Source organism: Pseudobacillus wudalianchiensis, assembly GCF_001685015.1.
GTDB lineage: Bacteria > Bacillota > Bacilli > Bacillales > Domibacillaceae > Pseudobacillus > Pseudobacillus wudalianchiensis.
The window spans coordinates 242858-254878 of record NZ_MAYT01000028.1; the positions used below are offsets into that span (position 1 = coordinate 242858).

Sequence of the window (12021 nt, forward strand, 5' to 3'; positions counted from 1 at the left end):
ACTTTTCAAGTCGCCCCTTCCCTTTTCTTATTTCCAATTAGCAGGATCTTTTTGCCATTCGCGAAGCGTTTCGAGCTCGCTCTCTTTTACGTATTCCTTCTCGACCGCTACTTCGATTAAAGTAGAATAGCTGCTTAAGCTATGGGCGGTAATATCGGCTGCTTCGAGCTTGTCTTTACCGGATTGCAGCTCATAAGTGAAGATCGCTACGATGCCAAGCACTTCACAGCCCGCTTCTCGCAAAGCTTCTACCGCTGTAATCGCACTTCCGCCCGTAGAAATCAAATCTTCTACTACCACTACCTTCGTTCCCGGTTCTGCTTTTCCTTCAATTTGATTGCCCTTGCCATGTCCTTTAGCTTTTGAACGGACATAACACATCGGTAAGTCCATTAAATCGCTGACCCAGGCAGCATGAGGGATACCTGCCGTTGCTGTGCCGGCAATCAGCTCTGCTTCAGGATAATGCTCTTCAATTAAGGACACAAGCCCCTTGGCGATCGCTTTCCGTGTAGTTGGATAAGATAGCGTTAACCGGTTATCACAATAAATCGGTGATTTAATTCCTGAAGACCATGTAAATGGCTCATTTGGCTGTAAAAAGACCGCTTGAATATCGAGTAATTTTTCCGCAATTTCCTTATTTAACATGTGTGATCTCTCCCCACTGCTGCTTTACTTTTTGATACGCTTCAACCGGCTTATTCGCCTTTGTAATCGAACGGCCGACTACGATCATAGACGAGCCGAGCGCTCTTGCTCCGGCCGGATCAGCTATTCTCTGTTGGTCGTTAGCTTCATCTTCCTTCAGCCGGATTCCAGGTGTCACTCGTAAGAATTCAGCACCACAGGCTTCACGAATGGCTGCCGCTTCATGAACGGAACAAACGACGCCGTCGCATCCTGCTGCTTTCGTTAACTTGGCATAATGAAGCACCGATTCTTCCAAAGAAACGGGTATGAGCTGCTCCTTATGCATTTGTTTTTCAGAAGTTGATGTCAATTGCGTAACAGCCAAAAGCAACGGCCTATTTCCCGATGCGCCCTGTTCTAATCCTTCTCTAGCTGCAGCCATCATTTTTTCACCGCCGGCTGCATGGACGTTGATCATATCAACGCCAAGGTTGGCAAGTCCCTTCATCGCTTGTTGTACGGTGTTTGGAATATCGTGAAGTTTTAAATCTAAGAAAATTCGATGATTCATCTTTTTTAGCTTCTCAATCACAGCCGGGCCATTTTGCAAATAAAGCTCCATTCCGACTTTTACGTATAATGATTCATTAGAAAAAAGCTGTAAAAAATGTTCTGTATCTTCCCATGTCGGAAAATCAAGAGCAATAATAGGTTCTTTTTCCATCTTTGCTCCAGCTCCTTCCTGTTAATTCGCTTATATGATCAATCTGATTTGCACTCAAGTACTCATCCAATTCCTTAATGAGCTCAGGACAAATGTATGGATTGGAAAAATTCGCTGTCCCAATAGCAACGGCATCGGCACCAGCCAGATAAAATTCAATAATATCTTCTACTGTAGAGATACCGCCCATGCCAATGATCGGCAGGTTCGTCTGCTGGCTTACTTCGTAAATCATCCGGATCGCAACTGGCTTGATAGCTGGTCCTGATAAGCCGCCTGTTCGATTAGCGAGTATCGGCTTGCCTGTTTTTAAATCAATGCGCATGCCGAGCAGCGTATTAATCATCGTTAGGCCATCGGCTCCGCCATCTTCTACAGCTTTCGCCATTTCTACGATGTTTGACACGTTCGGAGAGAGTTTTACATAGACTGGAACTTCAGACACCTCTTTGACTTTCTTCGTCAAATGTTTCGCTGTTTCCGGTACGGTTCCAAAAGCAATTCCACCTGTTTTTACATTCGGGCAAGAGATGTTTAGCTCTAACGCCTGCACATGGGGAGAGCCTGAAATGGTACGGGCTACTTCCACATAATCCTCTACTTGGGAACCAGCTACATTGGCAATGATCGGTACATTGTATTGGGATAGCCAGGGAAGTTCTCTTTCCATTACCTTCTCGAGCCCTGGGTTTTGCAAGCCAATGGCATTCAGCATGCCTGCCGGTGTTTCTGCTACACGCGGAGTGGGATTGCCATAGCGCGGCTCTTCTGTCGTTGCCTTGATCATGATGGCTCCTAGAACATCTAAGTCATAGAGTTGGCTAAATTCACGTCCAAAACCGAAGCAGCCGGATGCAGGCATGATTGGATTTTTTAACGTTAAGCCAGGCAGTTTCGTTTCTAATCTACTCATAAAGCCACCTCTCCCATTGGAAATACAGGTCCATCACTGCAAACTTTGCGGTATTCTGTACCAGTCGGGTCATTTTGTGTATGGCAAACGCAGGCAAAGCAAGCTCCGATGCCGCAGCCCATCCGTTCCTCTAATGAAATAAATCCTTTTTTCGTTAATTGCAGCTCCTCGAGCGCTCTCAACATGACGACTGGACCGCAAGAGTACAAAATATCTCCTTGTAAATTAAACTCGCGAATCGCATCTGTTACAAATCCTTTCGTACCAAGTGAGCCATCAACAGTCGCGACATATGTTTCTCCTAATTCAGCAAATTTAGCTTCATAAAAAGCAACATCTGCTGATTGGAAACCTAGCACATGAATTGTTTTTACACCTTTTTCGTTTAAGCGTTGGGATAATTCGTACAGCGGCGGTACACCGATGCCGCCTCCGACTAAAATAGCCGTTTCTCCTGTTTGAGCCTCGTTCACCGGGAAACCATGGCCAAGCGGACCAAGTACATCGACTTGATCTCCCGCCTTTTTTTCAGCAAGCAGTTTTGTTCCTTCGCCTTCTGCCCGGTAAATCATCGTGAAACGTGAGTTTGTCTGGTCAATGTTCGCGATACTGATAGGCCGGCGAAGCAGCGGCATCGTTTGTCCGCTTACTTTAAGATGAACGAACCGGCCAGGTTCGTTCATCTCTTGTACGAGCTCACCTTGAAGAGTGAGCTCATATATATTTTTAGCAATGTTTTGTTGCGAAACAACCGTCATCCATTCTTTTTTAATCATATAAACACCGCCTCAGACTTTTTTGAAGTCTCGGCCTTCGGCATAGATTCCGCAGAGAAAATCATCGATTCTAATACACGCAGAATGGCTTCTGCTGTATCTAATGAAGTTAGACATGGAATACCATTTTCTACTGTTTCGCGGCGAATACGGAACCCATCGCGCGCAGGCTGTTTGCCTCTCGTTAATGTATTGATGACAAATTGAGCTTCACCAGAACGGATCGTATCAAGAATGTCCGGTCCTTTGGCACCAATTTTAGCCACTGTTTCTGCAGATACCCCAGCTTCTCTGAGATATTGGGCAGTGCCATGCGTAGCCAGTAGTTTGTAGCCGATGTTATTGAATCGTTTCGCTAATGCTAATGCTTCCTCTTTGTCTTTATCCGCTACTGTCATTAAGACCGTTCCTTTTGTAGGAATCTTAATACCTGCTGCTACTAGTCCCTTGTACAAAGCTTTTTCAACCGTCGTGTCTTTCCCCATAACCTCACCTGTTGATTTCATCTCAGGTCCAAGCGTCGTATCTACGCGGCGCAATTTGGCGAAGGAGAACACCGGTACTTTCACGAACACACCTTTCTCTTCTTTTACGAGGCCCGTTTCATAGCCCTGGCTTTGCAGTGAGTGTCCAAGGATCGCTTTCGTCGCAATGTTCGCCATTGGGATGTTCGTAATTTTGCTAAGGAAAGGAACCGTACGGCTTGAACGCGGATTGACTTCCAGTACAAATACTTCTCCTCTAGAAACCACATATTGAATGTTTAACAAACCGACAATATTTAAGCCTTTTGCCAATCGGATCGTGTAGTCCACAATCGTTTCTTTTTGTTCTTTTGTCAATTGCTGCGGCGGGTATACTGCAATCGAGTCACCAGAGTGAACACCAGCCCGCTCGATATGTTCCATAATGCCTGGGATTACAACGTCTGCACCGTCAGAAATTGCGTCAACTTCAATTTCCTGACCAGTTAAGTAGCGGTCGATCAGCACCGGATGTTCCGGATTGATTTTTACCGCGTTTTTCATGTAATGAAGCAATTCTGCTTCTTTGTACACAATCTCCATAGCTCGGCCGCCGAGTACATAAGACGGGCGAACGAGAACCGGATAGCCGATCTCTTCAGCAATTTTCACAGCGGCTTCGACAGAGAAAGCTGTTTTTCCAAGCGGCTGTGGAATGTCTAGGGATTGAAGTGTTTGTTCAAATTTATCCCGATTTTCTGCCCGATCCAGGTCCTCAACCGTTGTGCCTAAAACTTTTACTCCGTGTTCTATTAATTTTTCTGCTAGATTAATCGCTGTTTGGCCGCCAAATTGGACAACAACGCCTTCTGGCTGTTCTAAATCAATGATGTGCATAACATCTTCAATCGTAAGCGGCTCAAAGTACAGCTTATCAGATATACTAAAGTCTGTTGATACTGTTTCCGGGTTATTATTGATAATGATCGCTTCATATCCGGCTTCTTTAATCGCCCAGACAGAATGAACCGTTGCATAGTCAAACTCAACCCCCTGACCGATACGGATCGGTCCAGAACCAAGTACAACTACCTTTTTACGGTCCGTCACGATTGACTCGTTTTCCTCTTCATACGTTCCATAATAATATGGCGTTGCAGATTCGAACTCAGCCGCACATGTATCTACCATCTTATACACCGGGGTAATTTGATTTTCTTTACGCCAGTCATATACTTCTTTTTCTCTAACACCCCAAAGCCCTGCAATAGTAGAGTCGGCAAAGCCCATTTCTTTAGCTGTTTTTGCTGTTTCCGCATCAAATCGGTTGGCTGCTACTTCTTTCTCAAACTCAATAATATTAGAGAACTTCTTCAAGAAGAACAGATCGATTTGGCACCATTCATGGATAGTTTCAATCGTCACACCACGGCGCAGCGCTTCACCGATATAGAAAAGTCGTTCATCTCCTGCTTTTCTAATCCGCTTTTCAATCAAAGCATCGCTTACTTCCGTTGCATCTTCAAGCGCAAGGTGATACACACCGCTCTCAAGAGAACGAACAGCTTTTAAAATAGATTCTTCAAGCGTGCGGCCAATCGCCATAACTTCCCCTGTTGCTTTCATCTGTGTACCAAGTGTACGGTTCGCGGATTCAAACTTATCAAACGGCCATCTTGGAATTTTTGAAACGATATAATCAAGTGCTGGTTCAAAACAAGCATACGTTTTTCCTGTGACTGGATTTTTCATTTCATCTAATGTTAAGCCGACAGCAATTTTAGCTGCAAGCTTAGCGATTGGATAGCCCGTCGCTTTTGAAGCAAGAGCAGATGAGCGGCTGACGCGCGGATTTACTTCAATAATGTAATATTGGAAGCTGTATGGATCAAGCGCAAGCTGTACGTTACATCCGCCTTCAATACCGAGCGCACGGATGATTTTCAAAGAAGCATTCCGCAGCATTTGGTATTCACGGTCGCTTAGCGTTTGGCTCGGCGCCACTACGATAGAATCACCTGTATGCACTCCTACCGGATCAATGTTTTCCATGTTACAAACAACAATCGCATTGTCGTTAGAGTCGCGCATTACTTCATATTCAATTTCTTTAAAGCCAGCAATGCTTTTCTCTAGTAGACATTGTGTTACAGGGCTGTACTTAAGACCGCTCGTTACCGTCTCAATCAGTTCCTCTTCGTTTGTACAAATTCCGCCGCCTGTACCACCAAGCGTATAGGCCGGACGCACGATGACCGGATAGCCGATTTCTTCAACGAATGCATAAGCTTCTTCAAGTGTATGGATGATTTCACTTTCTGGTACCGGTTCATTTAATTCATTCATGAGCTGGCGGAACAAGTCGCGGTCTTCTGCCTGCTCGATCGCTGACAATTCTGTTCCAAGCACTTTCACTCCATATTCTTCAAGCACACCTGCTTTTGCCAGTTCTACAGCCATATTCAAACCTGTTTGGCCGCCAAGCGTCGGTAAGACGGCGTCTGGACGCTCTTTTTGAATAATCCGGCTAACAAATTCTAGTGTGATCGGTTCGATGTAAACCGCATCGGCAATTTCAGTGTCTGTCATGATCGTTGCCGGATTTGAGTTCACAAGAATCACACGGTAGCCCTCTTCTTTTAAAGCTAAGCAAGCTTGTGTTCCAGCATAATCAAACTCTGCGGCTTGGCCGATGACAATTGGTCCTGATCCTATTACGAGTATGCTTTCAATATCTGTACGTTTAGGCATGTTGAAGCTCCTTCCCAGCATGTTCTTTCATCATGTTGATAAAGCGGTCAAATAAATGGTTATCATCTTCTGGTCCTGGCGATGCTTCTGGATGGTATTGAACTGTGAAGGCCGGATATGTTTTATGAGCAAGTCCTTCAATCGTTCCATCGTTCAACGCAATGTGAGTGACCTTTAATTCTGTATTAGCAATCGTCTCTTCATCTACTGCGTAGCTGTGGTTTTGAGATGTAAGAGCTGTTTTTCCTGTAGCCAAGTCTTTCACCGGATGATTCGAACCACGGTGACCAAATTTTAATTTAAATGTGTTGGCGCCGGATGCTAGGGCGAACAACTGATGTCCAAGACAGATTCCGAAGATCGGCACTTGACCAATCAGCTTTCTTACTGTTTCAATAGCGTGCGGAACATCTTTCGGGTCCCCAGGTCCATTTGATAGCATGATGCCATCTGGATTTAATTGCAGGATTTCCTCAGCTGTTGTATCGTGTGGAACTACAATCACATCGCAATCACGGTTGTTTAACTCGCGCAAGATGCCGTGCTTCATTCCAAAGTCCATTAGCACTACACGGTAGCCACGGCCTGGATTCGGGTATGCCGATTTCGTAGACACCTGATCAACCTGGTCTGTCGGCAAAACGGCTGCCTGAAGACGGTGGACGACTTCTTCTGCCTTTTCTTCTACAGACACGATTGCGCCTTTTAACGTTCCGTATTGACGGATAATTCTCGTTAATTTTCTCGTATCAATACCGCATATAGCGGGGATTTGCTTCATTTTTAAATACTCATCAAGCGACATTTCGCTGCGGAAGTTGGATGGGAAATCAGCTGCTTCCTTAACGACTAATGCTTTTACAGCAGGGCGAATCGTTTCAAAATCGTCGCGGTTGATGCCGTAGTTTCCAACTAGCGGATACGTAAACGTGACAATTTGTCCACAGTAAGAGGGATCTGATAATATTTCTTGATAACCTGTCATTCCTGTCGTAAAGACAACTTCTCCAATAACGTCTTTGTCACTGCCAAAGCCCTTGCCAGTAAAGACTGTTCCATCTTCTAAAATCAGCTGTTTTTTCATGCTTGCACCTTTCCTTCCTGCCATACGAGTTTACCTTCTGAGATGGTGGCTGTAGGCCAGCCGTTGCATTTCCAGCCCGCGAATGGGGTATTTTTTCCTTTTGAATAGAACTTTTCTGGATCAATTGCTTTTTCAGCTTGCAGGTCAATTAAAGCGATGTCTGCAACTGCTCCCTCTTCAAGCTTTCCATAAGGCAGCCCGAAAGCCTGTGCTGGTTTGATCGTCATCCAATCTACGAGCTGCTTTAGCGTAATCAGCCCTTTCTGCACAAGGTGTGTGTATAAAAGCGGGAACGCTGTTTCCAGCCCAACGATGCCAAATGGAGCGCTCTTCATGCCAGCTGCTTTTTCTTCAGCTGTATGCGGGGCATGGTCGGTCGCAATAAAATCAATCGTTCCCTCCAGCAATCCTTCGATTAAAGCTTGCTGATCTTTCTTGCCACGCAACGGTGGATTCATTTTAAAATTCGTATCGATTCCCGGAATGTCTTCGTCACAAAGCAGCAAATGATGCGGTGTTACTTCAGCTGTCACCCGAATACCGGCTTTTTTTGCATCTCTTACCGTTCTGACAGACCCCTCGGTACTAATATGACAAACATGATAATGACATCCTGCTGCTTCAGCAATTAGTACATCCCGAGCAATATGTACAGATTCACAGATTGAGGGAATACCAGGGATATCGTGTTTCGCTGCAAATTCGCCGTCATGAACAGCTCCTCCATAAATCAACGAATTGTCTTCACAGTGAGCAACAACTGCTGCATCAATCGCCGCTGCCTTTTTCATGGCTTCATACATCATTCCAGCCTGCTGAACACCGACCCCATCATCCGTGAAAGCGAATGCCCCTGTTTCTTTTAAACTCACAAAATCTGTTAATTCTTTTCCTGCTTCTCTAATGGTGATCGAAGCATATGGAAGCACGCGAACATGTGAGGTTTCTTCAATGCGGTTATTTAAGTTAGTCAAGTTCTCGACTGTATCTGGAACAGGACGAGTATTCGGCATAGCCGCAATCGTCGTAAAACCGCCGGCTGCGGCTGCCATCGTGCCTGTTTCAATTGTTTCTTTATGTTCACCGCCCGGTTCACGCAAATGAACATGCAGATCAATCAGGCCCGGTACGATCAGCTGTCCTTCTGCGTCTAGAACATGTTCGCCATTTTCAGCAAGGTTCTCCCCTATTTCTAAGATCTTTGTTCCTTCTACCCGTATATCCTGTTTTTTCAATTCACCGTTCTCAGCAAGAATATTGCCATTTTTGATTAGCAAGTTCATTTGATAATCTCCCTTCCAGCACTTGTTTTAAAACAGCCATTCTAACAAATACGCCGTTCTCCATCTGTTTAAAAATACGTGATCTTTCACACTCTACGAGGCAGTCTGCAATCTCCACATCGCGATTGACTGGAGCCGGGTGCATAATAATGCTGCCTGTCTTCATACGTCTTTCTCTTTCCACTGTTAAGCCATATTTTGCATGGTATTCTTCTTTTGTCATAGCGGACTTGCCATCATGGCGTTCATGTTGAATTCTGAGCAGCATTAAAACGTCTACTTCTTCAACAAGATGATCTAAATCCATATAATCACCGGCTGCTACATAATCATCAGCAAACCATTCAGGCGGTCCAGAGAAGTGAACTTCTGCGCCAAGCTTGCGAAGGGCTTCTGCATTTGAACGAGCTACCCGGCTATGGCGAATGTCGCCGACGATTCCTATTTTTACTCCTTCAAATCGGCCAAATTCCTGCTGAATTGTGAACAGATCGAGTAAGCACTGTGTAGGGTGCTGTCCGCAGCCGTCCCCTGCGTTAATCACAGGAATATTTACTTTATCGATAAGCTGCTCGTAATATTGGTCTTCTTCGTGCCGAATGACAACTGCATTGACTCCGATTGACTCAAGCGTACGGACAGTGTCATATAGTGTTTCTCCCTTTAACACACTAGAGCTGCCTGCTTCAAACGGGATGATGTCGAGGCCCAATTTTCTCTCCGCTACTTCAAAGCTCGTCTTCGTGCGTGTGCTAGCTTCAAAAAACAAATTAGCGACAAATGTTTGTTTGCCAGCATGCCAAATTTCACCTTGAGAGAAGTTCTTTGCCTGCATTAATATTAACAGAATTTCATCTTTATTCATATCCTTAATTGAAACTAAATTTTGCATCATTGTTTTCCCGCCTCCATTTTTCATAAAAAAAACACCCGTTTTCAAGGGTGTTTGGCCATTAGACAATGTTTTGACGGCAATGCCATGCAGAAAATTGTCCCACACCCTTAAATGCCTCTCTGGACATTTTTAAAAGGTTCCTATGAAGTTGTGCATGTTTATAAGTTTTTCTTGTATGATTTATACATTTAAAGGTTAGTTTTTTCTCTTTGCCTGTCTCTCTGGACAGCGATTAAAGAGTTCGCCTATTATTCGTGAATCGTCACCCGATCAGTGTCGTCTACTTCTTCTAACTCAACAACAATTCGCTCACTACTGGCTGATGGAATGTTTTTTCCAATATAATCCGCTCGGATTGGCAGCTCACGGTGACCGCGGTCGATCAGTACTGCCATTTGAATATGAGAAGGGCGGCCAATATCCATTACTGCATCAAGAGCAGCTCGGACTGTTCTGCCTGTATAAAGAACATCATCAACAAGAATGACCACTTTGTTTGTGATATCGACTGGAATATCAGAGCCTTTTACTTCAGGATCGTTACTCTCCGTTTTAACAGAAAGATCATCTCTGTACAAAGTAATGTCAAGTTCACCAACTGGTATCTCCTGACCTTCAATTTGCTTAATACGCTCCGCTAATCTTTGTGCCAAGTAAATTCCTCTTGTTTTAATTCCGATTAATACACAATTTTCAATGCCTTTATTTCTTTCTAATATTTCATGGGCAATTCGTGTCAGTGCCCGGCGTATCGCCTGCTCATCCATAACTGTCGCTTTTTCCATGCGATCACCTCATGATCTTAGTGATAAAAAAATCCTCCCGCCGTGTAGACGAGAGGACAGATATACTTGAGCACACGGAGGGTATAAGAACACTCTCCCAGTGCATTCATCCGCTACCTTCCCAGCCTCACGGGACTGTGTTTAAAGGTCTTATTCAACTGTTATAAGCTTACTGCTTCTTTCGATGATTGTCAATTGTTTTTCGACAATAATTCTAAAAGCCGTTCAAATTCTTCAGGCAGCGGAGCTTCAAATTCCATGTACTCGCCAGTACGTGGGTGAATGAAACCGAGCACACCGGCATGCAGTGCCTGACCATCAATATCGAGCGTCTTCTTTGGACCGTATTTTGGATCACCAGCAAGCGGATAGCCGATATATTTCATATGCACCCTAATTTGATGGGTACGCCCTGTTTCAAGAACGCATTCGACGAATGTAAAATCTTTAAAGCGCTCGATAACGTGAAAATGAGTCACAGCATGTTTACCGCCATTGACCACTGCCATGCTTTGTCTGTCTTTTGTGTCACGGCCAATTGGGGCATCAATCGTGCCATCATCATGCGGGATCACACCATGAACAATGGCTTTATATTTGCGTGTAACCGTTTTGTCTACAAGCTGTTGAACAAGCTTTTCATGAGCCATATCATTTTTCGCAACCATTAATAGCCCCGATGTATCTTTATCAATTCGGTGAACGATGCCTGGACGCATCACCCCGTTGATCCCTGATAAATCCTTACAATGAGCCATAAGGCCATTAACAAGCGTACCAGAAAGATGTCCTGGGGCAGGGTGGACAACCATTCCACGCGGCTTATTCACAACGAGAACATCTTGATCCTCATAATAAATATCGAGGTCTAAATCTTCAGCTTCAATATCAAGAGGCTCAGGGTCAGGGATATCAATTATGAGTTCATCACCTGGCAAGCACTTGTAATTGGACTTAACCGGTTTGTCATTTACCTTTACTAATCCTGCCTTGATCCAATCTTGTACTTGTGTACGGGACCATTCTTCATTTATTCCTGCCGCTACTTTATCTATTCTAACGTTCTCTTCTTCTTCGCGGACGATATACTCTATCCTATCCATTCAATTTCCTCTTTTCTTTCCTGTCTTCAATAAGTATTGCCAGTATTAATAAAATAACCCCAAACGTCAGAGAAGCATCTGCAATATTAAATATTGGGAAATCGTAACCAAAAATATACGTATCAAAAAAATCAACGACCTCTTTGCGGAAAATACGGTCGATAAAGTTTCCGATTGCTCCGCCAAGCAGAAATGCAAGAGCACTCTTCATGAGCGGCTTGTTTTTTGCTTCTGTCTGCATATAATAAACAATTCCGATCACTACAGCAACTGTAATAATATAAAACAACCAAAATTGCCCTTCAAGCATGCCCCAAGCAGCTCCCCGGTTGCGATGAGAAGTAATATAAAAGAAATCCTTAATGACTTCTACGCTTTCTCCCAGGTCCATGCTTTTCACGACCAGCCACTTTGTCCACTGGTCAAGTAAAACGACTAACAGTGCCAGCAAATAGTACAAAAAAACTCCTCCATTCTTGCCTGTCTTTTCTGCCATTAAAAAAGCTGTCCTGCAAGCAGCAGACGTTTCCGATAATTATCCACACGGCATAATTTATCAGAACGGACACTTGCAGGACAACCTCCACTTAAACTGGCATGAGCACCAGCT

11 protein-coding genes are annotated in these 12021 nt (G+C 44.3%); all 11 read right to left on the reverse strand.

Annotated features, from left to right (window positions below):
* Nucleotides 1–27: 27 nt before the first annotated feature.
* A complete protein-coding gene (gene pyrE / locus A8F95_RS16575) occupies nucleotides 28–651 on the reverse strand; it encodes an orotate phosphoribosyltransferase (RefSeq protein WP_065411522.1) in 624 nt (207 codons plus the stop codon).
* On the reverse strand, nucleotides 641–1357 hold the full coding sequence (gene pyrF, locus A8F95_RS16580) for an orotidine-5'-phosphate decarboxylase (protein WP_065411523.1): 717 nt from the start codon (nucleotides 1355–1357) through the stop codon (nucleotides 641–643). The genes pyrE and pyrF overlap by 11 nt, the downstream gene beginning before the upstream one ends.
* Complete coding sequence (locus A8F95_RS16585; RefSeq protein WP_065411524.1) at nucleotides 1329–2270, reverse strand: dihydroorotate dehydrogenase; 942 nt, start codon at nucleotides 2268–2270, stop codon at nucleotides 1329–1331. Before A8F95_RS16585 ends, pyrF begins: the two co-directional genes overlap by 29 nt.
* Entirely contained in the window at nucleotides 2267–3046 is a 780-nt protein-coding gene (locus A8F95_RS16590; protein WP_065411525.1) for a dihydroorotate dehydrogenase electron transfer subunit, read from the reverse strand. The genes A8F95_RS16585 and A8F95_RS16590 overlap by 4 nt, the downstream gene beginning before the upstream one ends.
* A complete protein-coding gene (carB, locus tag A8F95_RS16595; protein ID WP_065411526.1) occupies nucleotides 3043–6261 on the reverse strand; it encodes a carbamoyl-phosphate synthase large subunit in 3219 nt (1072 codons plus the stop codon). The genes A8F95_RS16590 and carB overlap by 4 nt, the downstream gene beginning before the upstream one ends.
* Nucleotides 6254–7345: a carbamoyl phosphate synthase small subunit gene (locus A8F95_RS16600; protein WP_065411600.1), complete on the reverse strand. Its 1092-nt coding sequence runs from the start codon at nucleotides 7343–7345 to the stop codon at nucleotides 6254–6256. Before A8F95_RS16600 ends, carB begins: the two co-directional genes overlap by 8 nt.
* Complete coding sequence (locus tag A8F95_RS16605; protein ID WP_065411527.1) at nucleotides 7342–8628, reverse strand: dihydroorotase; 1287 nt, start codon at nucleotides 8626–8628, stop codon at nucleotides 7342–7344. Before A8F95_RS16605 ends, A8F95_RS16600 begins: the two co-directional genes overlap by 4 nt.
* On the reverse strand, nucleotides 8591–9520 hold the full coding sequence (locus tag A8F95_RS16610; protein ID WP_065411601.1) for an aspartate carbamoyltransferase catalytic subunit: 930 nt from the start codon (nucleotides 9518–9520) through the stop codon (nucleotides 8591–8593). Before A8F95_RS16610 ends, A8F95_RS16605 begins: the two co-directional genes overlap by 38 nt.
* Nucleotides 9521–9771: 251 nt before the next feature.
* Complete coding sequence (pyrR, locus tag A8F95_RS16615) at nucleotides 9772–10308, reverse strand: bifunctional pyr operon transcriptional regulator/uracil phosphoribosyltransferase PyrR (RefSeq protein ID WP_065411528.1); 537 nt, start codon at nucleotides 10306–10308, stop codon at nucleotides 9772–9774.
* Between the two features lie 191 nt (nucleotides 10309–10499).
* Nucleotides 10500–11411, reverse strand: a complete 912-nt coding sequence (locus A8F95_RS16620; protein WP_065411529.1) for an RluA family pseudouridine synthase — start codon at nucleotides 11409–11411, stop codon at nucleotides 10500–10502.
* Nucleotides 11404–11907 (reverse strand): signal peptidase II, encoded by a 504-nt coding sequence (gene lspA, locus A8F95_RS16625; RefSeq protein ID WP_065411530.1) that lies wholly within the window; start codon nucleotides 11905–11907, stop codon nucleotides 11404–11406. The genes A8F95_RS16620 and lspA overlap by 8 nt, the downstream gene beginning before the upstream one ends.
* Between the last annotated feature and the right edge of the window lie 114 nt (nucleotides 11908–12021).

Coding starts and splice junctions, on each gene's coding strand:
- A8F95_RS16600 (WP_065411600.1), bottom strand. CDS start 7,345: ATGAAAAAACAGCTGATTTTAGAAGATGGAACAGTCTTTACTGGCAAG.
- A8F95_RS16590 (WP_065411525.1), bottom strand. CDS start 3,046: ATGATTAAAAAAGAATGGATGACGGTTGTTTCGCAACAAAACATTGCT.
- A8F95_RS16585 (WP_065411524.1), bottom strand. CDS start 2,270: ATGAGTAGATTAGAAACGAAACTGCCTGGCTTAACGTTAAAAAATCCA.
- A8F95_RS16605 (WP_065411527.1), bottom strand. CDS start 8,628: ATGAACTTGCTAATCAAAAATGGCAATATTCTTGCTGAGAACGGTGAA.
- A8F95_RS16620 (WP_065411529.1), bottom strand. CDS start 11,411: ATGGATAGGATAGAGTATATCGTCCGCGAAGAAGAAGAGAACGTTAGA.
- lspA (WP_065411530.1), bottom strand. CDS start 11,907: ATGGCAGAAAAGACAGGCAAGAATGGAGGAGTTTTTTTGTACTATTTG.
- carB (WP_065411526.1), bottom strand. CDS start 6,261: ATGCCTAAACGTACAGATATTGAAAGCATACTCGTAATAGGATCAGGA.
- pyrE (WP_065411522.1), bottom strand. CDS start 651: ATGTTAAATAAGGAAATTGCGGAAAAATTACTCGATATTCAAGCGGTC.
- pyrF (WP_065411523.1), bottom strand. CDS start 1,357: ATGGAAAAAGAACCTATTATTGCTCTTGATTTTCCGACATGGGAAGAT.
- pyrR (WP_065411528.1), bottom strand. CDS start 10,308: ATGGAAAAAGCGACAGTTATGGATGAGCAGGCGATACGCCGGGCACTG.
- A8F95_RS16610 (WP_065411601.1), bottom strand. CDS start 9,520: ATGCAAAATTTAGTTTCAATTAAGGATATGAATAAAGATGAAATTCTG.